At 55.7% G+C, this 22,230-nt stretch carries 22 protein-coding genes and 2 riboswitches; of the genes, 11 read left to right on the forward strand and 11 right to left on the reverse strand.

Translation table 11 applies throughout. From position 1 onward, the window contains the following. A complete protein-coding gene (locus NE623_RS11875) occupies positions 1-855 on the reverse strand; it encodes a ParA family protein (RefSeq protein WP_256272775.1) in 855 nt (284 codons plus the stop codon). A gap of 316 nt (positions 856-1,171) precedes the next feature. Continuing rightward, positions 1,172-2,689, reverse strand: a complete 1,518-nt coding sequence (locus NE623_RS11880; RefSeq protein WP_256272776.1) for a replication initiation protein — start codon at positions 2,687-2,689, stop codon at positions 1,172-1,174. Between the two features lie 762 nt (positions 2,690-3,451). Here NE623_RS11880 and NE623_RS11885 point away from each other — a divergent pair. Genes NE623_RS11885 through NE623_RS11900 form a run of 4 tightly spaced genes read left to right on the forward strand, consistent with a single transcriptional unit; the run spans position 3,452 to position 5,571 of the window. Next, positions 3,452-3,898: a MarR family winged helix-turn-helix transcriptional regulator gene (locus NE623_RS11885; protein ID WP_256272777.1), complete on the forward strand. Its 447-nt coding sequence runs from the start codon at positions 3,452-3,454 to the stop codon at positions 3,896-3,898. 1 nt (position 3,899) lies between these two features. Further along, positions 3,900-4,217, forward strand: a complete 318-nt coding sequence (locus tag NE623_RS11890; RefSeq protein WP_256272778.1) for a hypothetical protein — start codon at positions 3,900-3,902, stop codon at positions 4,215-4,217. Continuing rightward, positions 4,218-5,390 carry an ABC transporter ATP-binding protein gene (locus tag NE623_RS11895; protein ID WP_256276155.1) on the forward strand — a complete coding sequence of 391 codons (1,173 nt, stop codon included), beginning with the start codon at positions 4,218-4,220 and terminating at the stop codon, positions 5,388-5,390. Beyond that, positions 5,383-5,571: a hypothetical protein gene (locus tag NE623_RS11900; RefSeq protein ID WP_256272730.1), complete on the forward strand. Its 189-nt coding sequence runs from the start codon at positions 5,383-5,385 to the stop codon at positions 5,569-5,571. Before NE623_RS11895 ends, NE623_RS11900 begins: the two co-directional genes overlap by 8 nt. A gap of 194 nt (positions 5,572-5,765) precedes the next feature. Here NE623_RS11900 and NE623_RS11905 read toward each other — a convergent pair whose 3' ends face one another. Continuing rightward, positions 5,766-6,719 carry a ketopantoate reductase family protein gene (locus NE623_RS11905; RefSeq protein WP_256272731.1) on the reverse strand — a complete coding sequence of 318 codons (954 nt, stop codon included), beginning with the start codon at positions 6,717-6,719 and terminating at the stop codon, positions 5,766-5,768. A gap of 29 nt (positions 6,720-6,748) precedes the next feature. Beyond that, a complete protein-coding gene (locus NE623_RS11910; protein ID WP_256272732.1) occupies positions 6,749-7,126 on the reverse strand; it encodes a NifB/NifX family molybdenum-iron cluster-binding protein in 378 nt (125 codons plus the stop codon). An 820-nt stretch (positions 7,127-7,946) separates the two neighbouring features. On the opposite strand from NE623_RS11910, the gene NE623_RS11915 reads away from it, so the two are divergent. From NE623_RS11915 to pnuC, 3 genes are all read left to right on the forward strand, one after another. Beyond that, entirely contained in the window at positions 7,947-8,441 is a 495-nt protein-coding gene (locus NE623_RS11915) for a cob(I)yrinic acid a,c-diamide adenosyltransferase (RefSeq protein ID WP_256272733.1), read from the forward strand. Positions 8,442-8,663: 222 nt separating this feature from the next. Further along, on the forward strand, positions 8,664-11,660 hold the full coding sequence (locus tag NE623_RS11920; protein WP_256272734.1) for a glycoside hydrolase family 3 protein: 2,997 nt from the start codon (positions 8,664-8,666) through the stop codon (positions 11,658-11,660). 334 nt (positions 11,661-11,994) lie between these two features. After that, positions 11,995-12,672 carry a nicotinamide riboside transporter PnuC gene (gene pnuC / locus NE623_RS11925; RefSeq protein ID WP_256272735.1) on the forward strand — a complete coding sequence of 226 codons (678 nt, stop codon included), beginning with the start codon at positions 11,995-11,997 and terminating at the stop codon, positions 12,670-12,672. 317 nt (positions 12,673-12,989) lie between these two features. Here pnuC and NE623_RS11930 read toward each other — a convergent pair whose 3' ends face one another. Genes NE623_RS11930 through thiW form a run of 3 tightly spaced genes read right to left on the reverse strand, consistent with a single transcriptional unit; the run spans position 12,990 to position 14,895 of the window. Beyond that, on the reverse strand, positions 12,990-13,409 hold the full coding sequence (locus NE623_RS11930) for a hypothetical protein (RefSeq protein ID WP_256272736.1): 420 nt from the start codon (positions 13,407-13,409) through the stop codon (positions 12,990-12,992). A gap of 50 nt (positions 13,410-13,459) precedes the next feature. Then, entirely contained in the window at positions 13,460-14,266 is an 807-nt protein-coding gene (locus NE623_RS11935) for a hydroxyethylthiazole kinase (RefSeq protein WP_256272737.1), read from the reverse strand. An 11-nt stretch (positions 14,267-14,277) separates the two neighbouring features. Further along, positions 14,278-14,895, reverse strand: a complete 618-nt coding sequence (thiW, locus tag NE623_RS11940) for an energy coupling factor transporter S component ThiW (protein ID WP_256272738.1) — start codon at positions 14,893-14,895, stop codon at positions 14,278-14,280. A gap of 184 nt (positions 14,896-15,079) precedes the next feature. Next, positions 15,080-15,185, reverse strand: a riboswitch (TPP riboswitch). Between the two features lie 99 nt (positions 15,186-15,284). Between thiW and thiE the strand changes: the two genes are divergently transcribed. From thiE to cytX, 3 genes are all read left to right on the forward strand, one after another. Then, positions 15,285-15,917 (forward strand): thiamine phosphate synthase, encoded by a 633-nt coding sequence (gene thiE / locus NE623_RS11945; RefSeq protein ID WP_256272739.1) that lies wholly within the window; start codon positions 15,285-15,287, stop codon positions 15,915-15,917. 47 nt (positions 15,918-15,964) lie between these two features. Then, a riboswitch (TPP riboswitch) is annotated at positions 15,965-16,074 on the forward strand. Positions 16,075-16,178: 104 nt separating this feature from the next. Further along, complete coding sequence (thiD, locus tag NE623_RS11950) at positions 16,179-16,976, forward strand: bifunctional hydroxymethylpyrimidine kinase/phosphomethylpyrimidine kinase (protein WP_256272740.1); 798 nt, start codon at positions 16,179-16,181, stop codon at positions 16,974-16,976. After that, positions 16,973-18,148 (forward strand): putative hydroxymethylpyrimidine transporter CytX, encoded by a 1,176-nt coding sequence (gene cytX / locus NE623_RS11955; RefSeq protein WP_256272742.1) that lies wholly within the window; start codon positions 16,973-16,975, stop codon positions 18,146-18,148. The genes thiD and cytX overlap by 4 nt, the downstream gene beginning before the upstream one ends. Positions 18,149-18,223: 75 nt before the next feature. Here cytX and NE623_RS11960 read toward each other — a convergent pair whose 3' ends face one another. Continuing rightward, complete coding sequence (locus NE623_RS11960; protein WP_256272743.1) at positions 18,224-18,370, reverse strand: hypothetical protein; 147 nt, start codon at positions 18,368-18,370, stop codon at positions 18,224-18,226. Between the two features lie 18 nt (positions 18,371-18,388). Here NE623_RS11960 and NE623_RS11965 point away from each other — a divergent pair, with 18 nt between their 5' ends. After that, positions 18,389-19,237: a MalY/PatB family protein gene (locus tag NE623_RS11965; protein WP_256272744.1), complete on the forward strand. Its 849-nt coding sequence runs from the start codon at positions 18,389-18,391 to the stop codon at positions 19,235-19,237. 100 nt (positions 19,238-19,337) lie between these two features. On the opposite strand, the gene NE623_RS11970 is transcribed toward NE623_RS11965, so the two are convergent. The 3 genes from NE623_RS11970 to NE623_RS11980 are packed head-to-tail and all read right to left on the reverse strand — an operon-like array spanning position 19,338 to position 22,186. Further along, positions 19,338-20,639 carry a TRAP transporter large permease gene (locus tag NE623_RS11970; RefSeq protein ID WP_256272745.1) on the reverse strand — a complete coding sequence of 434 codons (1,302 nt, stop codon included), beginning with the start codon at positions 20,637-20,639 and terminating at the stop codon, positions 19,338-19,340. Beyond that, positions 20,636-21,145 (reverse strand): TRAP transporter small permease, encoded by a 510-nt coding sequence (locus NE623_RS11975; RefSeq protein WP_256272746.1) that lies wholly within the window; start codon positions 21,143-21,145, stop codon positions 20,636-20,638. The genes NE623_RS11970 and NE623_RS11975 overlap by 4 nt, the downstream gene beginning before the upstream one ends. 3 nt (positions 21,146-21,148) lie before the next feature. Then, positions 21,149-22,186 (reverse strand): TRAP transporter substrate-binding protein, encoded by a 1,038-nt coding sequence (locus tag NE623_RS11980; RefSeq protein ID WP_256272747.1) that lies wholly within the window; start codon positions 22,184-22,186, stop codon positions 21,149-21,151. Positions 22,187-22,230: the final 44 nt, after the last annotated feature.

Below are 22,230 nucleotides of genomic sequence, written 5' to 3' on the forward strand. Positions count from 1 at the left end.
TTACTTGTCCTCCAATTCCGTCAAGCGCTGCTTCAGCTCTGCATAGGCAGCCACATAGCTCTTTGCGGGCGGTTGTGTTCTGGCCGAGTAGCAGACCGGCACACAGCGGTTGATGCTGTTGTCTACGCTCTTGCCAAAGGCGATTTCCGCATTGAACAGCGTTGCGCCCAGCTTAGCACGGCAATCTTTGCGGATGTCCTGCGACGCTGCACTTTTCTGCACCATCGTCAGCATAACGCCAACGCCGCGGATACGGCTGGCCTTACTCTTGCGCATCTCGTTGCAGAGCACATAGGTTCGGAACGCAGAATCCTCCGAAAAAGAATCGCACTTCAGCGGGATAAGCACATAATCTGCCGCTGCAATGGCGTTGGATAGCAGCAGACTGTCCCGGCTGGGCTGGGTGTCAATTAAAATGTAGTCATAGTCATCCTTGACCTGACGCAGGAAGTAGTCCAGCACTTCGGTATCACTGGCCAGATACCGGGGGTCATCCTTTTCATAATCGCGCTGGGCGTCGGTGTACAAATCCCCCAGCCGCTTGGAAAGCCGCGGCGTCTGGTCATTGGCGGGTATCAAATCTACGTTCTCGTACTCTGACTCTACAATGAAATCCTTCGTCCGGGTGTTGTAGCGGAAGCCGTCAATCATATCATACAGGCTTCGGTTGGCAAACGCCTTGCTGGTGATGGCGTTGCCGCCGGTCAGCGCAAATGTAAGGTTGCCCTGCGGGTCTGTATCAAGGCAAAGTACGCGCTTGCCCTCATCGCCCATCAGGTAGGCCAGATTGGAGGTGGTTACGGTTTTACCGCAGCCGCCTTTTTCCACCGCTATGGTAATTACTGTTGCAGCCATTCGTCAGTTCCTCGCTTTGTATCCGGTTGAATTTGCACTTATAACTCCGTGGCAAATTTTGTGTATGCGTTTACCGTACTCTGATACTTATAAGTATATCACGTATATTTTCTGCGTCAACTGTTTTCTTGGCTTTTGTGCGAAAAGGAAGTGCTTTGTAACTCCGTGGCAATTTAGTGTGCAATTTCCTGTGCCGGTTTTGGGTTTCTTCTCACCGCGCTGGTTATTCTGCGGCTATATAATAAAGCCCCTGCCAAAATTAGCAGGGGCTTCTAAATTTCTTACTGTCAAAAAGCCTTATAACTCCGTGGCATATTCACTCGTCAAACACAGTCAAGTCCGGCTTAAACTTATCCTTGCGGCCTGCGTTGTGCAGTTCCTCCTTGCCAAGCGGCAGAATGGTGATATCCTCCATTGCGTTAAACACAACCGTTGCATTATACTGGGGGGATTTCAGCCGTCCCTGCTCTCGCAAGGTTTTCATCATGCTGGCCATTCCAACCAGCCAGATTTGTAGGTCACCCTGTCTTTCCAGAATACGGTTCAGCGCGTCCCGTGTTTCGTTGGCAATGCGGGCTTTTTTCTCATTGCTTGTGTTCGTCAGCAGGCGACTTAAATAGATGATAACCGTTCCGGCCGTGTCATACAGCTCCGGGCTTATAACGGTCTGCAGCTCCTGTAGACGTGCCTTGGCTTCCAGAAGATGCGACAGCTTCGTCAGTGTCATTTCTGCGATTTCCGCGCCCAATGGCTCGCTGACACTGATTTCCGGCGCAACTGCTTCCACCACCGTCTTTTTAGCCTTTGTACGGCGGGGAACCTCCTCATTGCGCGCGCTCTTTTCGGCGTGCAACCTGCGTACCACGTCCATCTCTTCCGCCGTTTTGTAGCGGATAAACAGGTACAGCCGTTCAAATTTCCGTCCGCCGCGGATGCGTACCGGGATGTAATCAAACCAGAGGTCCGTCATCTGGTTGATTTCCTCTTTTGCCTTGGTCAGAACATAGCGCTCAAAATCGTGGAAGTTGGCGTATTTTTCGGTCAGTGGCTTTTCTTTGTCGCGTTTTCGCTTTTCCGGTGGGGGAGAGAGCTGTTCTTTCAACGCCTGTATGTCAAACACCTTGTACTTATAGCCACGGAGTTCACGCGCCTTGTCGGGGAACATTTTCAGCACATCATCCGTCACCGGCTGAAACACCAACCCATTTGTGTAGCCGTAATCTGTATCACCGTTATCATAGGAGAGCAAAATCTCATAAAAGCGCATGGAATAGGTGCTGTTCATTGTTAGCAGATATTCAACATTGTACGATGTATAGTTACTTTTCAGCTGTGATAGGTAGGGGAGAATCTCCGGGTTGAACCGCACGCGAATCTGCTTATCGCGGTCATTGACGGTTGAACCACGCTGCAGCCATGACAAAACCTTGTACTCGTGGCCGTCACTGTCGGGGTCAAGGCTCCAGAAGGAGCGGTCCTCCAGGCTCTTGACGGTATCCTTCAGGTACTCCAGATAGGTATTATCGTGCATATTGACGCCCGCCAAACGCCCGAAATCCGTAAAGCTCAACGAGTAGACGCGGTTGGCGTCAGGGACCTCCTTGGGGTTAATCTGGGCCATCATCGCCAGCAGAACCTTCTGTTCCAGCTTGGGCAGGGCGTACTTCGTTTTCTGAATCAGGTCATTGCTCTTGGTAATGATGGATTCCGAAGCCGGGTTGTACTTTGGTACGCCTGCGCTGCGCTTGCGCCGCTTTGTGCCGTTATTTTCTGCGGAGGTATCTGGGTCAATGTATTCACCCTCAATCACTTCCGGGTTAGTTTTTGTAGCCATAGCCTGTTACCTCCGCCATACGATACCATTAGAATACACTGTATTGAGAGAAATGTCAACGTTTTTTCGCAATGAAAAATCACCAAATAAAAGTTTATTTTTCCCCATAATTATTATTTTATTATTTATAATTTACTTCTTTATATATAATAATGTAGATTGAGAGCTTTATTATGCTGAATTGAGAGAAATTTTCTGGTTTACTGGGAGTTTTTTTCTGTACTATTGAGAGAAAATTTCCCGTGAATTGAGAGCTTTCTTCTGCGTTTTTTCCCAGAATAAAACTCTCAATTCGGCAGAAAGTTTCTCTCAATTCGGGCTATTGCGAGTTTTTTTCTGCACAAAAAATTAAAAAAATGCCGGTGGAAAACACCCCTATTGAGAGAAATTTTCTGCAATTTGCAAAGAAAAAAATCGTGCTTCAGAGGAAACCAAGGAACAATGTTCGCGTAAAATCGTTCCGGCAGGGTAGGGGGGGAGAAGACCTGTTTTTTAATTGCGAGTTTTATTCTGGCAGGAAAATAAAAAAATTAAAGCCCTAAAAATAACGAAACAACGATACATATAAACCGTGAAACATCCTGAATTGCGAGAATTTTTCTGCTATTGAGAGAAATTTTCTGACAAAAATCAGAAAAAGTCTCGCAATGGAAGGTGCTGATTGCAGAAGCTAATATGTTAGGTACCTTGGCAGTCTGGCTTTGCTACTGTATAATTATCAAGGTACCTAATGATTAAAAATAACGTAAGGAGGTTGCTTTTGTGAAGGAACAATATAAGCATTTAGACCAAAACAATAAGCTGATCTGGAATTTCTGGGATATCGGGCACACCATGCGCCAGATTGCCGAGGGGCGGGCCAGCCAGAAGCGGATTATGATTCTTTTGCGGGAGACGGCGGGCATGACCCAGAAAGAACTGACAGCGCGGCTGGGGGTGCAGCCGGGCTCGGCCAGCGAGGTGCTCAACAAGCTGGAGCAGGCCGACTTAATTTCACGGACCTCCAGTGAGGCAGACCACCGAACCACGGACATCTGCCTGACACCGGCAGGGGAGCAGCTGGCGCAGGAAGCCGCCGTCAAGCGCAGGGAACGCCATGAGCAGATGTTTTCCGTGCTTTCCGAGCAGGAAAAGGACACTCTGATTGAACTGCTGGAAAGAATCAGCGCCCACTGGGACAAGACATATCGGCAGTCAGAAGGGGAATGATATGTGGAAATATGTAAAGCGGTATCTGTCGTATGCAGTGCTTGCGGCTGCGTTTATGGTGGGGGAGGTACTGATGGAACTGCTGCAGCCGGAGCTGATGAGCCGGATTGCCGATGATGGCGTTCTGGGCGTTCATACCGGCGGCGTGGGGGATATGAGCCTGATTTGGGCGTTGGGCCTCAAAATGACCAGCCTGGTTCTGTTTGGCGGCCTCTGTGGCTCTCTGAACAACGCTTTTGTGCATATGACCGGGCAGAATGTCGGCAATGATATCCGTAAGGATGCCTTCCGCAGGCTGATGACCTTCTCCTTTCCGTAGGTGGACTGCTTTGGCACTGGCTCGCTGGTTACACGTATGACCAATGACATCACACAGGTGCAGAATCTGGTTTCGCAGTTTGTCCGCGGTATGATTCGCACCGGAATGCTGATGTTTGGCAGCATTTTCTTTCTGTTCCGGCTCAATACGCGGTTCGGCCTCATTGCATTGTGCGCGTTTCCGCTGATTGTCGGCTGTATGGGGCTCTGTCTGACAAAGGCAAACCCACTGTTTACCCGGCTGCAGGCGCAGCTGGATGAAATTAACGCCATCCTGCAGGAGGATATCTCCGGCATCCGCGTCATCAAGGCCTGCATCTGTGAGGGCTATGAAAAGCTGCGCTTCGGCAAGGCAAACGGCGCACTCGTCTGCACGCAATTACAGATGTTGACCATCCTTACCTTTATGAATCCCATCATCAATATCCTGATATATGTGGTGGTGGCCCTGATTCTGCGTGTGGGTGCCTTTGAAGTGGCGGCGGGGGCCGCAACGCCCGGCGTTATAATGGCCGCCATCACCTACACCACCCAACTGCTCAACGGCATTATGGGGCTGACAATGCTATCCCAGAATATTTCGAGAGGCTTCGCCTCATGGAAGCGGGTCAAGGAGGTTCTTCACACAGAGCCCCAGCTGCAGGACGGCTCTTTTGACGGACAGACCGAACAGCACGGCAAGATTGAGTTCCGGAATGTCTCGTTTTCCTATCCCGGCAGCGACCGGATGGCTCTGAAAAACATCAACCTGACCATTCTGCCCGGGGAGACGGTGGCCATTATGGGCGCGACCGGCTGCGGAAAATCTGCCCTTGTCAACCTGATTCCGCGGTTTTATGATGCGGCGGAGGGCACGGTTCTGGTGGATGGTGTGGACGTGCGGGAATACACCCTGCAGGCCCTGCGAAACAAGGTTTCGATAGCACTGCAGAAGGCAGAGCTGTTTCACCAGTCCATTGCCCAGAACATTGCGTGGGGCAGGGAAGGGGCCGACAGCGAGAGCATCCGTGCCGCCGCGCAGGCCGCGCAAGCAGAGGAGTTTATCACCGGCACCGCAGACGGCTATGCAACCACCGTGGCGGCCTGCGGCAGCCATGAGGAACTGTTGCAGAGCTGTAAGGTGTATCGGGATATTTACGATTCCCAGATGGGAAAGGAGGAGCTTCATGCCTGAGGAAAACAAGCTCATGGAACGCAGCATCCCCGGCATGAACCGTCGTGAGCGATTTGTTGAGGCCGAGCACGCCCAGAACGCCGGGGCAACCCTCAGGCGGCTTGTCAGCCATTTTGCAAGGGAGAAGGCGCTGGCGGGTAACGCGGCGGGGACAAGACCCTTCCCTACAGGGACACGGTGATTTTGTAGCGCGACAAAGGCGGGAAGTTAGTGACATACATTCACTATATTGCCCAATGAGCATAGCAACGGCCAAAAGCATCTGCAAAATAACATTTGCCACGGAGTTATACGGCCTTTGTCCGGCTATTGAGAGAAAATTTCTGCAAAAAAATAAAAAATCCGGGCATAGCTGCCCGGAAAACGGATAGGTTATTACTTTGACCAGCACAGCGGCTCGCTGCCATCGTAGGTGAAGCGGCCGTCATTCTTTTCCTCCAACGCCTTAATCATATGGTAGGTGTAGTCGTTGTACGGCGTGGGGATGCCCAGCTCACGGCCCATGCGCATCAACGCGCCGGAGAACATATCAATCTCGGTGTGGCGCCCGGCCTCCAGATCCTGCAGGGTGGAAAACCGCGCCGAGGCCGCCGCAGGGCTGCCGTGGACGGTGGAGGCATCCACCTTGGTCATATCAATGCCCTTGGCCGCGGCAATGGCCTCCAGCTCGTTGCGCAGGCCGCTGCGGATGGCTTCCATATGTTCGCTGTCACGGTAACAGCCGATGCCCGCGCCCAGAATGGCCTGCGGCAGATTGTTGCAGACGTTCAGGCGGAACTTGCACCACATTTCCTCGCGGATGTGCTCGGTAACGCGCAGGTTGACCCCGGTACCGGCAAACAGCCGCTCCACCGCACCAACACGCGCACTGTCAAACGGTGCGTTCAGCTCGCCATAGATAATGCCAAGGGTGGTTGCGGGGTCAAAGCGGACACCATCCTCGGTGCGGCGGGAGGCTATCTTAATCAGGGCGGGCAGCAGATGTTCTGCGCCCACCCGCGCCCCAATGATTTCCTCGCTGTCCACGCCGTTCATCAGGCTCATCACGGTAGTGTTCTCGCCGACAACTGTCTGGATCGTGTCCAGCGCGCCGGGCAGTGCGCCGTATTTCAGCGCCACAATCAACAAATCCACGCCGTGCGCCTGCTGCGGCGTCCAGACCGGCGGATGATAGACGGTATCATTGATAACAAAGCCTTGGCGCAGCTTTTCTGCCCGCGCACCTTCGGCAATTACGCCAAAGTGTAGGCCACTTTTTTGTGCAAGTCCCCAAATCACGTAGGAGCCGACCGCACCGGCACCGAGCAGAGCAACAGATTGTATCTCCATTTTGGAAAACCCCTTTTATCGTGCGGCACTCAGTGGCAGTGCCCGCCGCAGTGGTGCCCCTCGCCGTGGCCGCAGTGGCTGCCCTGCAAGGCGGCGGGGTCACTGACCAGCTTACCCGCCAGCAGCGCCAGCACGGCCTTGTCCGCATCACCGGCGATGCCGCAGTACAGCCGCATACCGGCCCCGATTACGGCGCTTTGGGCACCGCCGCCGATGTTGCCGCAGATGACGGTATCTACGCCGTTGCGCTGCAAGAAGCCGACCACGGCGCTGTGGCCGCTGCCCTCAGTGGAAGTGACCTCGGTGTGCAGAATCATACCGCTTTCCACCGTGTAGAGCTTGAACTGCGCCGCGTGGCCAAAGTGCGCAAACACTGCGCCGTTTTCATAGGGGACTGCAATTTTCATGCTGATTTCCTTTCCTTCCGGTACAAGCCAGTAAAAAAGCCGTCCTGCGCAGTGCGGCAGAGACAGCCCAACATTCTTATTATAGCACGCATAGCATAGGATTTTCAAGGCGGAAACTGTACAAATCAGGCCTTCCAACGTTGTGAAGTCTGCGAATGGACGAATCGACGTGGGTGTGCTATAGTATAGTCACAGAAAGAAAACAGCCGGAGATAAGGAGCTAAAAGCTCTAAGAGAAGCAAAAGGCCGCCGGCAGTATTTCGTAAGGAAGGAGGCTCAAGTCCGATGGCAAACTTCAAGGATCCCATTCATTACCGGCGGGCCTGGGCCTGCTGACAGAATAAGAACCGCATCCGAAGCCGCAGGTCATACCCTGTAAAAGACATATAGAAACGCGATGCACGGTTGCTTACACTACAGTTGGCAGACTCAGGGGCCGTCAAAACAGACCCCAGAAGATATGAATCAGGACAAGAAAGAAGGCTGGCAGCTATGACTACCGCCGTTCCACCCGACAGAGGTTATCTGCAATTCACCTGATTTATAAGGAGATACTCCGATGTACTAGGAAATAAGGCGAGACGCCTTTGCATAAGACCCCATACAAATCATAAAAAAGGGTATGAGGCTATGACTCCGATCATCTGAATCAGCCGGGACAAGCAAGGCTTGCCCCGGCTTTTTTGTTTGGGTAGCATATGGGTCGCCTGCAGTTTCCCGCAAGCAGCCTTTACCGATTGCCCTATAGCCCTGCGGGGAAAATTATGCTAAAATAAGTGCAGAAAATTTCTCTCAATAGAAAGAACGAGGAGGAAACAAAATGCTGCAGCTGTACTGGGGTGACGGAAAGGGCAAGACCACGGCCGCGATGGGTCTGGCGCTGCGGGCACTGGGGCATGGGCAGCGGGTGTCGGTTGTGCAGTTCCTGAAGGACGGCACCAGCGGGGAAATCTCCCTGCTGCGCCGCTGTGGGGCCACGGTGCGCGCCTGCCCGAATGCAAAGTTTACGTGGCAGATGACGGACGCCGAAAAGGCCGAGGCGCGGGCAAACAACAACGCCGCGCTGCAGGCCGCACTGGCTGAGCCGTTTGAGCTTTTGGTGCTGGACGAGGCCTGCGCTGCCTGCAAAAGCGGCTTGGTGGAGGAGCAGCTGCTGAAGGTGGCCGCCGCCCGCGCCAAGACCGCTGAGGTTGTGTTCACCGGGCGCGAGCCTGCGGAATGGATGCAGACCGCCGCGGATTACTCGACCGAAATGCGGGCGGTAAGGCACCCCTATGCGCAGGGCGTCACTGCCCGCGAAGGGGTGGAATACTAAGCGGGGGAGAGGCTCCTCTGCGGCGCGGTCAGCACCCCAAAAGGCTGTGATTTGTTCACTTTGCACAAATATGCGCCGCGTTTTTTGTCACGCAAAAGCCGGATATTTCAGAAAGGCTACCGAATTTCGCAAATTGCTTCAGAATTGTTGCGGAGTTGCTAATTAACGTGTACAATAGGGAAAAACACCTTAGCGGTGACAAAAATTGGTAAGGAGAAAATCATGGACGAAATCAAAGCACAAAAGAAAGCGCTGAAAAAAGCCTACAAAAAGGCCAAGCGCAAGACCGTGCTGGCGTGGAAGATTCTGACAATCCTCTGCGCTGTGCTCATGGTCGTATTCATCCCGCTTTCCAAGGTTCTCACCACCTTCGACAACACGATTGCGGCGTTTGTTGGTGGTACCTTCTGGGAGCTGGAAAATGAGGACCCCAACGCACAGTACTTCACCAGTGACTTCGCTTCCGCGGAGGAGATGGTGGACTACGGTCTCGTGCTCTGCCAGCAGGTCGAGGCCGAGGGCGCAGCCCTGCTCATGAACAACAACAACGCCCTGCCGCTTGCCAAGGACGCGAAGGTCAGCACCTTCTCTTCCTCCAGTGTGAACCTGGTCTATGGCGGCACGGGCTCCGGCAACATTGACGCTTCCACCGCCGACACCCTGCGCACCGCGCTGGAAAAGGTGGGCGCAACCGTCAACCCAACGCTGTGGGACTTCTACACCACCGGTGCCGGTAAGGACTACGCCCGCGCAGGCAGCGGTACGGTTGCCACCGAGAGCTCTGCTACCGCGGAGGTGCCGTGGGACGTCTACACCGATGAGGTGAAAAACAGCGTGGCCGACTACGGCGATGCCGCCATCGTCACCCTCTCCCGCGTCGGCGGCGAGGGCGCAGACCTGTCCTACGGCGAGGTCAACTATCTGGCACTCGACGAGAATGAGAAGGCACTGCTTGCCAATCTGGCCGAGATGAAGAAGAACGGCCAGATTCAGAAGATTGTTGTGCTCATCAACTCTGCCAATGCCCTGCAGGTCGATTTCCTGAAGGACAACGAGTATGACATTGACGCCGCCCTCTGGATTGGCGATGTGGGCATCACCGGCATCAACGCCGTGGCCCAGATTCTGGTCGGCGATGTGAACCCCTCCGGTAGCCTGGTGGATACCTACTGCTACGATAACTACAGCGCCCCCGCTATGTGGAACTTCACGCCCACCGTCTATGACGGCTATGTTGAGGGCGGCGATGTCCCCGAAAAGGGCAGCACCTATATGATTTATCAGGAGGGCATCTACGTAGGCTACAAGTACTACGAGACCCGCTATGAGGACTTTGTCACCGGAAGCGGCAACGCGGGGGACTACGCCTACAGCGACATTGTGGCCTATCCCTTCGGCTATGGCCTGTCCTACACCGATTTCAGCTACAGCGATATGAACGTGCAGTATAATGCCGCCGACGATACCTATGACGTCAGCGTCAAGGTCACGAACACCGGCGCTGTGGCCGGTAAGGAGACCGTGCAGGTCTACGTTCAGAGCCCCTACACCGAGTATGACAAGGCCAACGGCGTGGAGAAGTCCGCCGTGGCGCTGGTCGGCTTCGGCAAGACTGCCGAGCTGGCCCCCGGTGCAAGCGAGACCGTCAAGATGACCGTCAACAAGCGCGACATTGCCAGCTTTGACACCTACGGCGCAGGCACCTACATTCTGGATGCCGGTGACTATTACCTCACCGCCGCTACCGATGCGCACAACGCTGTGAATAACATTCTGGCAGCCAAGGGCTACACGGTTGCCTCTACCAACGGCAAAATGACCGCCGACGGCAGCGCCGACCTGACCTACAGCTGGACGGAGGACGCGCTCGACACCACCACCTACTCCACCAGCGAGAACGGCACCGAGATTGTCAACCAGCTGTCCTGTGCCGACCCGAACCTCTATGACGGCGAGAGCAACACTGTCACGTGGCTGAGCCGCAGTGACTGGAACGGCACTTTGCCCACCGAGACGGTCAAGCTGGTTCTGACTGAACAGCTCAAGAAGGATCTGCAGGACGTGCGCTACAACGCCGCCGACTACGAGACGATGAACCTGCCTGCAATGGGCAAAGCTAATGGTGTGACGCTGTATGAGATGATCGGCCTCGACTATGACGATCCCAAGTGGGAGAATCTGCTGGACGAGCTGACCTTCGACGAGATGAACACCCTGATTTCCGATGCGTTCCACTGGACGATGCCTGTCAAGAGCGTCGAGGCTCCCGGCACCCGTGACGAGAACGGCCCGCAGGGTCTGACCGCCAGCCTGCTGGGCAGCGATGCCACCCAGCTGACCGCCACGGCCTTCACCTCCGAGGATGTTATGGCCGCCACCTTCAACACCGACCTGATGACCGAGATTGGCAAGGTCATCGGCAACAACTGCCTGCAGGCCGACATCGCCTGTCTGTACGGCCCCGGCAACAACATCCACCGCACCCCCTATGGCGGCCGTAACTTTGAGTACTACTCCGAGGACGGCTTCCTCTCCGGTATGATGAGCGCCTATGAGGTTGCCGCCATTCAGGAGAAGGGTGTTCACGTGGTTATGAAGCACTTTGCGCTGAACGACTGCGAGCAGGACCGCATTGGTCTGGGCGTCTGGCTCAATGAGCAGGCTGCCCGCGAGGTCTACCTGAAGGCTTTTCAGGCACCCATCGAAGTGGGCAACGGCAACGGTGTTATGATTGCCTACACCCGCTGGGGCGCTGTCTGGTCCGGTGGTAACGCGGGTCTGGTCAACGGCATCCTGCGCGGCGAGTGGGGCTGTGATGGTATGGTCATCACCGACAACGTGCTGAACGTCTACGTCAACGGCCCGGACGGCGTGATGGCCGGTGTGTCCATCTATGACGCTATGATGCCCTACGTGACCGATATGCTGCCGCAGTACCAGAATGACGGCGTTATCGTCAACGCAATGCGTGAGGCCTGCCACCACAACCTGTATGCCATTGCCAACAGCTGCGGCATGAACGGTGTGGGCGCAAACACCACCATCAAGGTGGTCCGCCCGATGGTGATTACGATTGTGATTATCATTGCCTGCGCCGCCGTGTTCTTCTTCCTGCTGGGTCTGGTGCTCTGGATTCTGGGTGCCAAAAAGCTCCGCAAGACCGAGGAATACAAGGCCTACAAGGACTTCAAGAAGGCAAGCAAAAAGGCTGCACAGTAAAATACGAGCCGCGGTATGATTTGAGTAAAGTCGTAAAGAGGCGAGATATGTAAGAAAATTCCCCTGACTGCTGTATATAAGGCAGTCGGGGGAATTTTGCATAGATGCCACTGTATAAATTTGCACAAGCCCTTGTATTTCGCTGGTATTTGTGGTACTGTCAATAATACGTTGCCGAATAAATCCTCCACTGAGAGGCCTTATGCAGCCTACAACCGTTACCGACATTGAGATGGCGCTCGGTGAGGAGCGCCGCACCATTGATGATTTGTTCAATATGTTGTTTTCCTAAACCGGAACGGAACCGGCAAACACTTTCCATAAGGAGATTTGAATGAGCAATCCGATAAAAGATTTGACCCGCAAGGAATGGATGTTGTGGCTGGGGTCCTTGTGCATTGTGATACTTTCAAACACGCTGACAGAAAATATGGACATTCTGACACTGGTTGCCGCGTGTGTTGGCATCACGTCCCTGATTTTTGCCGCAAAAGGAAACGTATGGGCGCAGATTTTAATGGTGGTGTTCAGCGTTCTGTACGGCATCATTTCATGGAGATTCCATTACTGGGGTGAAATGATAACCTATCTGGGCATGGCCCTGCCAATGGCGGTGTGGTCAACGATTACATGGATAAAGAATCCTGCGCCAAACGGAAAAGAAGTTGCCATTCAAAAGCTCAAACCCCGGCACATCCTTGGCGTAATCGTTTTTGCGGCAGTGGCAACGTGTTTATTTTACCGGATTCTGGATGCACTGAACACGCCGCATATCCTGTTCAGCACAATTTCCATTGCAACAAGTGTGCTGGCGGCAACACTTACCATGCTGCGCTCGTCCTATTATGCGCTGGGCTATGCGTCCAACGATATTGTCCTGATTATACTGTGGACGCTGGCCTCCATGGAAAACCCGATATATATTCCGGTGGTGGTCAATTTTGCGATTTTCTTTTTCAACGATATGTACGGCTTTCTGTGCTGGAAAAGAAGAGAAAAGATAAGCTGCTGATTTTCAATTTATAACAAGCGGCGGGTTCCGGCCCGCTGCAACCTGTAAGAGGGGGGCACCGTAGGGTGTCCTCTTTTGCGTTATAGTGATATTGACAATATCATTGTGCGGTGTTGCCATAGGATTACAATTATTGAAAGATGTTTCCATTGCTTTGACCCTGTTAGCAAAGTTGCGTATAAATGCAAGTGACAGGGAACAGAGAAGCAGAAAAAGCAGGGTATCTAAATGCAATTTACAATATTTCGCTAAATCGATGTTTAGCGAAATATAGGGGGGCGGCTTAAAGAATTCCTAACCGAATTGTCAAAGCTGTGTCAAAGCAAAGCTCTTTCCTGTTTCAGCGGGCACTCTTGAGTGCCGAAAGCGATTTTTCCGTGCAGCTTATGATTGAACGCCATACAGGGCAGGCAGTTTTTTTGCAGGTTGCAGCTTTTGCACGGCTCCTGCGGGTTATGCGCGGCGGTGGGGGGCACTGGGCAGCTGGTGCGAGGAATCCGGCTTGAACACATCACCGAAAGCGCCGACACCTTATATGTTTCACACAAGGTAATCCTATTGGCAAAATCATCGGCGTTGTTGCTATGCATCACCCAGTTGCTATGCACGCCGTCAAATGCCATATCGCGCAGAAGTTCCAGCACATGAATCGCCAGCTCGTACCCATCGCGGTTTTTTGAGCCAATCTTTTTTGTGCTGCCGTTCAGCGAAACAAAAATGCCCCCTACCCCGGCCAAAACGGGTTTTTCGTAATAAGTTCATGCAAAAATACGGTTTAGCCGAGCCATTACATCGACGCTTCGTCCAGCAGGGCCACACGGAAGCTGGCGCTGCCGCGGCATTGGGCAGCTGCTGCGGCGGCGCAGGACTTCCAAAACGTGGCTGCGTGGCGGGCGGAGGCCAAAGCGTCATGCTCCACCGCGGCAAACGCACCGCACAGCACCGACAGCATACAGCCTGCGCCGGTGACGCGCCGCATCAGCGGACTGCCGCCGCGTACAGTGTACACCGTATGGCCATCGGTAACCAAATCCTCCTCGCCGGAGAGCAACACAACCGTGCCGAGCTGAGCAGCCAATGCCTTGGCGCAGGCTGCAGCATCCGTGGGCGCGGTCAGGCTGTCCACACCGTGCTCCACTGCGGCAAAATCAGATGGTACAGGGTCTGCGGTTTCCTCGGTTGCGTTGGCGGAAACTTCTCGGCCGCTTGTAAGCAAAGCGGCCGCCTCACCGTAATTGACCCGGACAATCGTGGGATGTACCTGCTGTAAAAGAACACGTATCTGCGCCAGCCGCCATGAGCTGGCACCTACGCCCACCGGGTCCAGCACCACCGGCACACCGCGCCGGTTAGCTGTACTACCCGCAAGGCGTGCGGCGGTGAAATTGGCTTCATTGGGTGTGCCGGTGTTCAGTACCACCGCATCGGCAAGGGCGGCAATCTCTGCCATCTCCTGCGGCGCTTGCGCCATGATGGGGCTTGCCCCTACGGCCAGTGCTAAATTGGCACAATCATTTGACGTAACTACGTTGGATATACAGTGCAGCAGCGGTTGGCGGCTGCGGATGGCAGCGCGTGCTTCTTCGCAGGTCATGCGTTCCTCTTTCAGCGGGCAAGGCTTGCCTGCATTTTTTTCAGAGTACTGTTCTTTTCCAGTGCAATGAGCACCACACCGGCGATGATGGAGCCACCCACCGTGGACACAAGAAACGGCACAATATAGGCGTAAAAGGCGATATCGCCCGCGGCCTTGCCCATCAGGAACACCGCCACAGGCCATGCCAACAGTCCGCCGATGATGCCGGTGCCAAAGACCTCGCCCGCTAAAGTGGCCAGCAAATTCTTCGTCTTATGGTACAAAATTCCGCAAAGCAGCGCGCCACACATACTGCCCGGGAAGGCCATCAGGCTGCCAAGGCCCAGCAGATTGCGCAACAGGCTTGCCACAAAAGCCACGGCCACGCCATACCACGGGCCCAGCAGCACGGCGCACAGCACGTTGACCATATGCTGTACCGGCGCGCACTTGCTGCCGAACACCGGGAACGAGAACATACTGCCTACAACGGCCACTGCACATAATACGCCGGCCAACGCGATTTTTTTTGTATTTGTTTTCATTTTGGGTCTCCTTTTCCTTGTAAATGCGACATGAAAAAGCGGAAGAGCCGCCGCCAAAACCGCGCACAGCTCCCGCACGGGCCCACTGCACCCCGGATACATGGGTGCATGGTGGTCGGTCGAAGCTCACTGGCTTCCTCTCACGCCGGAACACGGCTTCCCATCGCGGACACTGCAAAGGCCCAGGGCGCTCCCCCTCGGCCCGCGGATTCTGACGGTCTATCTCTTCCCTTCTCCCAAAATTTCAAAAATAAAAGCAGGGTGCCGATGGGTAGCCCTGCAAAAAAAGACGGTATTGAGTCCTTCCTACGGTGGCATAATCCACATCAGGTCAAAGGGTCGAAGCGGTGTGCTTCCTCTCAGCCGGACCTCCGGCTCCCCTGTTCTTACCACGTATGGTACACCTTTGCGCCGGGGTTGTCAAGTGCCGCTTGCATTTTTGCCTTGGCGGGGGTATAGTGGTAGCAAACAACCCCAAGGAGGCTCTTTTTATGAAAGTTTTGCCCGAACAGCTGCGGCTGTATGCCGTGACCGACAGCCGCCATCTGCAGGGGCGCACCCTGCTGGAAACCGTCTCTGCCGCGCTGGACGGCGGGGCCACCTTTGTGCAGCTGCGCGACAAGGACTGCTCCCCCGCGGAGCTTCTGGCTGAGGCCCGCGCGCTGGCAGCGCTCTGCCACACCCGCGGTGTACCCTTTGTGGTGGATGATGATGTAGAGGTAGCACTTGCGTCCGGTGCGGACGGTGTCCATGTGGGGCAGAGCGATATGGCTGCCCGCCGCGCCCGCGCCCTGCTGGGGCCGGACAAAATTCTTGGCGTATCAGCGCATAACGCCGCCGAAGCCCTGGCGGCACAGGCGGACGGTGCGGACTACCTTGGCTGTGGCGCGGCGTTTGTGACCGGCACCAAGCTGGATGCGCACCCGGTCACCGCCGAGACGATGACCGCCGTGACCCACGCCGTGACCATCCCGGTGGTAGCCATCGGCGGCATTGACGCGGGAAATATCCTGCAGCTGCAGGGCCGGGGCCTGGCCGGTGTGGCCGTTGTCAGCGCAATTTTTTCTGCCCGTGACCCCGCGCAAGCCAGCCGCGAATTGCGCGCATTGAGCGAGAAGCTGTAAGCAGCGGAAAATTTATCTTGCAAATGCCGAGCAGCTGTGCTACTATATTTTTGTACAAAGGGGAGCTTGCGTCAAGCAGGCTGAGAGTGGGCTGTGTTGCCCTGACCCGTAACCTGATTTGGATAATGCCAACGTAGGGAGATACAGCGCTACCAGTGCGGGTGTGCCCTATTTGGCACATCCGCACTTTTTTGCGGTACATTGGGGGCACCACCTTGTGCCGCGTTACAAAACTTGCTGTACAGAAAGGAAGCATAATCAATGAGAACAGCATTGACCATTGCTGGAAGCGATTCCAGCGGAGGCGCCGGAATTCAGGCAGACATCAAGACCATGACCGCCAACGGCGTTTTTGCCATGAGCGCTATCACGGCCCTGACCGCCCAGAACACCACCGGCGTGACCGACATCTTCGAGACAACCCCGCATTTTCTGGCCGAGCAGCTGGATGCCGTCTTTACCGACATCCGCCCTGATGCTGTGAAAATCGGCATGGTATCCTCGGCAGCGCTGATTGAGACCATCGCCGCAAAGCTGAAGGAATACAATGCAGCGCATATTGTTGTGGACCCCGTTATGGTGGCCACCTCCGGCGCAAAGCTGCTGCGGGATGATGCCGTGACCGCCCTGTGCAAGAACCTTCTGCCACTGGCAGAGGTGCTGACCCCCAACATCCCGGAGGCGGAGATTCTGGCCGAAATGCCGATTCACAACGCATCCGATATGGAGCAGGCCGCCAAGGCCATCAGCGAGCGCTACGGCTGTGCGGTGCTCTGCAAGGGCGGGCACCAGATTAACGATGCCGATGATCTGCTCTGGCGGGACGGTGCAGGCCAGTGGTTCCGCGGCCGCCGCATTGATAACCCCAACACCCACGGCACCGGCTGCACGCTGTCCAGCGCCATTGCCTCCAACCTGGCAAAGGGGTATGACCTGACCACCTCGGTCGAGCGCGCCAAGGCGTACATCTCCGGCGCGCTGGCCGCCATGCTGGATCTGGGCCACGGCTCCGGCCCGATGAACCATATGTTCGCGCTCAAGGGGGATTTTGTCGAATGAAAAAAACCTCTACCTTTCAGAACGGCCTGATTTGGTTCGGCGCGGGCGTCTCGTTGGCAGAAATCCTCACAGGCACGTCCTTTGCATCTCTCGGTATGGCAAAGGGCTTTGCGGCCATCCTCCTCGGTCACATCATCGGCTGTGCCATGATGCTGCTGGCGGGACTCATCGGCGGGCGCACCGGCCGCAGTGCGATGGAAACCGTCAAAATGAGCTTCGGCCAGAAGGGCGGCCTGCTGTTTGCCTTTTTGAACGTGCTGCAGCTTGTGGGCTGGACGGCCATTATGATTTATGACGGCGCGCTGGCCGTGGGCGGCATTTTTGATATTGGCCGCTGGGTCTGGTGTCTGGTTATCGGTGCCCTTATCGTGTTGTGGATTGCCGTGGGCGTGACCGATTTGGGCTGGATTAACAAAATTACCATGGCCGCCTTGTTTATTTTGACGCTTGTCCTGTGCAAGGTTATCTTCTTCTCCGGCAATACAATGGCCGGTGTGGCGGACGATGGCCTGACCTTTGGCGCAGCGGTCGAGCTGGCTGTGGCCATGCCGCTGTCCTGGCTGCCGCTGATCAGCGATTACACCCGCGACGCCGAGAAGCCCACGCAGGCAACGTGGGTCAGCGTGCTGGTTTACGGTGCGGTGTCCTGCTGGATGTACGTCATTGGCATGGGCGCAGCCATTTTTACCGGCGAGTATGACATTGCCGTCATTATGGTAAAGGCGGGGCTGGGTATCGCCGCACTGGTAATTTTGGTGCTTTCCACCGTTACAACGACCTTTTTGGACGCATGGAGCGCCGGTATCTCGGCGGAGAGCCTTTCTGCAAAGCTGAACGGCAAAAAGACCGCCATCGTGGTGGCGGTCATCGGCACGGTTGCCGCCATCCTCTTCCCGATGGATGACATTACCGGCTTTCTGTACCTCATCGGTTCGGTTTTTGCGCCGATGATTGCCGTGCAGATTGCGGATCACTTCCTTTTGAAGCGTGACCGCTTTGCGGTAGCTGCCGATGCCCGCAACCTTGTTATCTGGGCAATCGGCTTTGCGGCCTACCGCCTGTTGATGGGCGTGGATACGCCGGTCGGGTACACCCTGCCCGATATGGTGCTGACCGTGCTGCTCTGCCTTGCAGCCGAGAAGCTCAAGCCCACCCGCGCCAAAGCTGTGTAAACAGGGCTGCATGATTCAAAAGACCGGCGTCTGCCATTGTGGCGGGCGCCGGTTTTCTGTTCGCGGTATGTACTTTTACGGCAGCGCCTTCCACAGCGGCAGGCGGTGGAAGGCGCGGACAATGTTGCACTGCTCCAGCAGGGTGCCGTCCGCATCGCACATCGTGGCGTACCACATGGGGGTGCGCAGGGTGTTGGTGGCGTGGTCCAGCAGATGCTCCACACCGCTGGCGTACTGAAAATGCAGATGGCTCAGCAGCCGGTCTACTACCCATTCAGCGAGGTGGTGCTGGACAATGGCCGCAGGCTGGTTTCCAGTGATTTGCAGCAGGACGCTGACGGCCGCTATCAGATTGATTATGCTGATTTTGAGGCTAAAATTGTCGATAATCAGGTCAAGCTGTTCCTGCTGTGCAGCCCCCACAACCCGGTTGGCCGTGTCTGGAGCCGCGAAGAGCTGCTGACGCTCGGCCGCATCTGCCAGAAGCACCATGTCACGGTTTTCAGTGACGAGATTCACGCCGACTTTGTCTGGCAGGGTGAGCATCATGTCTTTGCCGCGGTTTACCCGGCCTTTGCACAGTTCAGTATGATTGCGACCTCCCCCAGCAAGACCTTCAACATTGCCGGGCTGCAGATGTCAAATCTGTTCATTCCGGAGAAGGCGCTGCGCAAGCAGTTCCGCCGTATCTACAACGCCAGCGGCTACAGTCAGCTGAACGCCGCCGGAATTGTTGCCGCCGAGGCCGCCTACACCCACGGCGAGGTCTGGTACAATGCCGTCAATGATTATCTGTGCGGCAATATTGCGTATATGGCGGAGTTTCTCCGCACCCGCCTGCCGCAGCTGACCATGCACGCGCCTGAGGGAACCTATCTTGTCTGGGTGGATTTCCGCAGGCTGGGGCTGAGCCCCGATGCGCTGGAGGATTTCATTCTGCATAAAGCTAAGCTCTGGCTTGACAGCGGTGCGATTTTTGGCACCGTCGGGCAGGGCTTCCAGCGGTTCAACATTGCCTGCCCCCGCGCCACCCTGACTCAGGCGCTGATTCAGCTGGAGACCGCCGTGAACGAGCTGACGCAATCCTGAAAATTACCTTTGAGTAAACACATATAGAAACAGCGCAGCGCCCTGCGGGTAATTCCGCGCAGGGCGCTGCTTTTGCTTTTATGACAGAAAAAACTATGGCTTAGATCAGGCCCATCAGGCTGGGCAGGCCCAGGGACAGGGCCGGGATGTAGGTGACGGCCAGCAGGGCGGCAATCAGCACGACAAAGTAGGGAATCAGCTTGGAGGTGACCTGCTCAATCGTGACATGGCCGATACCGCAGCCGACAAACAGAACAGAACCGACCGGCGGGGTGATGTTGCCCAGGCACATATTGAAGATCAGCATGACGCCGAACTGAATCTCGGTCATGCCAAAGCTCATGGCGATGGGCAGGAAAATCGGGGTGAAAATCAGGATAGCCGGGGTGATGTCCATGAACATACCGATGACCAGCAGGATGATGTTCATCAGCAGGAAGATGATGTACTTGTTGTCGGTCAGGCTCATCAGGCCGTTGGAGATGGCAGCCGGGATGCCAGAGTACGCCATGACAAAGGACATTGCGGAGGAAGCAGAAATCAGGAACAGGATGATGCCGCTGGTCTTGGCAGAGTTCAGCAGGATGCTCAGGAAGCCCTTGAAATCAATGCTCTTGTAGATGATGGAGAGAATCAGGCAGTACAGAACGGCGATGCCTGCGCCCTCGGTGGCGGTGAAGATGCCGGAGACGATGCCGCCGATGACGATGATAATCAGCAGCAGGCTGGGCACGGCGTCCCAGACGGTTTTCAGCACGCTCTGGCTGTGGTCAAAGCCGGTGGCCTTCATGCCTGCCTTCTTGGCGCCGATGAAAGCGACCACCATGCAGCACAGGCCCATCAGGATGCCGGGCACATAACCGGCCATGAACAGGGTGGAAATGGAGACACCGCCCGCGACGGTGGAGTAGACGATGAAGGCGGATGTCGGGGGAATCAGCAGACCGGTGGGAGCGGAGGCGATGTTGGCGGCGGCGGAGTAAGCCGGGTCATAGCCGTTCTCCTCCTCGATGGGGCTGATGCAGCCGCCCATAGCGGAGGCTGCCGCAACAGAGGAGCCGGACAGCGCGCCGAACAGCATATTGCCCAGGATGTTGGCCTGTGCCATCGAGCCGGGAATCTTGCCGACAAACAGCTGCGCGAAGTTGACCAGGCGCTTGGCAATACCGCCGTTGTTCATGATGTTGCCGGCCAGGATGAAGAGGGGCACGGCCAGCAGAGAGAAGCTCTCCACGCCGGAGTTCATCTTCTGCATCGTGATGAAGGTAATCTGATCCCACGAAAGGGTGGACATGGCGGTCACAATGCTGGACGCCACAATGCTGATGGAGATGGGCACGCCGAGGAACAGCAGGATGCCGAACACGGCGAACAGGATAACGGTCGTCATGGTGATACTCATTTGTCTGCACCCTCCTTGGAATCGACTTTTTCGCCGGTGATGTCCTCATAGATGTTGATAATCTGCGCTAAGATGATGAAAACACCGGAAATCGGGGCGATGGAGTAGACCAGGCTTCTGGGGATGCCCAGCAGGGCGGAGAACTCGCGGGCGGCGGAAACGGCCAGCTTGAAGCCGCCGATCGTGAACACGAAGATGGCCATCAGCAGAATCAGGGCGTCGATGGCGACCAGCAGGGCGGTGTGGGCCTTGCCGGTGAACTTGTCGCGGACAATCGTCAGCGACATATGCTCGCGGGTGGAGAAGGCGTAGGCCGCGCCGATGAAGCCGGTCCAGATCAGGCTGTAGCGGACGAGTTCCTCGGTGAAAGCGACCGGGCTGTTCAGGACATAGCGGGAGAAAACCTGAATCAGAACCAGAATCGTCATAAAGGACAGCAGGATGGCGCAGGCGATGCTCAGGACTTTGTCCATCCAGAATTTGATGCTTGCAAAGGTCTTTTTCATGGCTTACTCCTCCCCTCTTGCCTTGTCGATGGTGTCCAGCAGTGTCTTGACGCCGGGGTACTGCTCCTCGTAGGCATCAATCATCGGCTGGGTGGCCTCACGGAAGGCCTCCTTGTCGACATCGTAGACGAACTCAACGCCCATCGTCTCCTGAGCTTCCTTGACGGCCTCCTCCACGGCGGTGTCCCACATGACCTTATGGGCCTCGGTGGAGTCGTGCGCGGCCTCGAGGATACTCTGCTGGTCCTCAGGAGAAATCTGCGACCAGACCTTCTCACTCATAATCAGGACGTCGGGAATCATGGCGTGCTGGTCAACGGAATAGACCTTGCAGACCTCGCCGTGCTTGCCGGTGGTCAGGGCAGTCTCGTTGTTCTCGGTGCCGTCGATGATGCCGGTCTGCAGCGAGGTGTAAACGTCACCGTAGGACATGGCCACGGGGATGCCGCCCAGATAGGTCATCATATCGGTCTGGCTCTTCATATCTTGGACGCGAATTTTCAAGCCCTTGAGGTCAGCCGGGGTGCGGATGGCCTTGTCCTTGGTGTAGAAGGAACGTGCGCCGGAGGTGTAGTAGGTCAGCGTGACGAAGCCGTCATCGCCGGTGGAGAGGAAGAAGTCCTGCATCTCCTCGGAGTCCATGACGTGGTAGAAGTCCTCGGTATCATTGAAAATGTAGGGCAGACCGAAGGCGTTGTAGGCCTCGTTGTAGGTGGCAAGACCGGGGGCAGAGACCTTGGTCATGGCGATAACGCCGGCCTGCAGCTGCTCGAGGTTCTCGTTCTCGCTGCCGAGCTGGCCGTTGGGGAAGATTTTGACCTGGATGCGGCCGTCGGTCTTTTCGTTGACCTCCTCAGCGAACTGGGTCATGGCGATATGGACGGTGTGGGTTTCGGACAGGCCGTGGGCCAGCGTGAGCACCAGCGGGTTTTCGGCGCTGTAGCTGCTGGTATCGGCCGTGGTGCTGGACGCGCCGCAGCCGGTCATCAGACCAACGCTGAGCGCAGCCGCAGCACCCAGAGCTGCGATTTTTTTGAACATAGCTTTTTCTCCTTCGGTTTTATAGTGTGGGTGCACCCGGGTTG

The sequence above is a fragment of the Gemmiger formicilis genome (genome assembly GCF_024462815.1).
GTDB lineage: Bacteria > Bacillota > Clostridia > Oscillospirales > Ruminococcaceae > Gemmiger.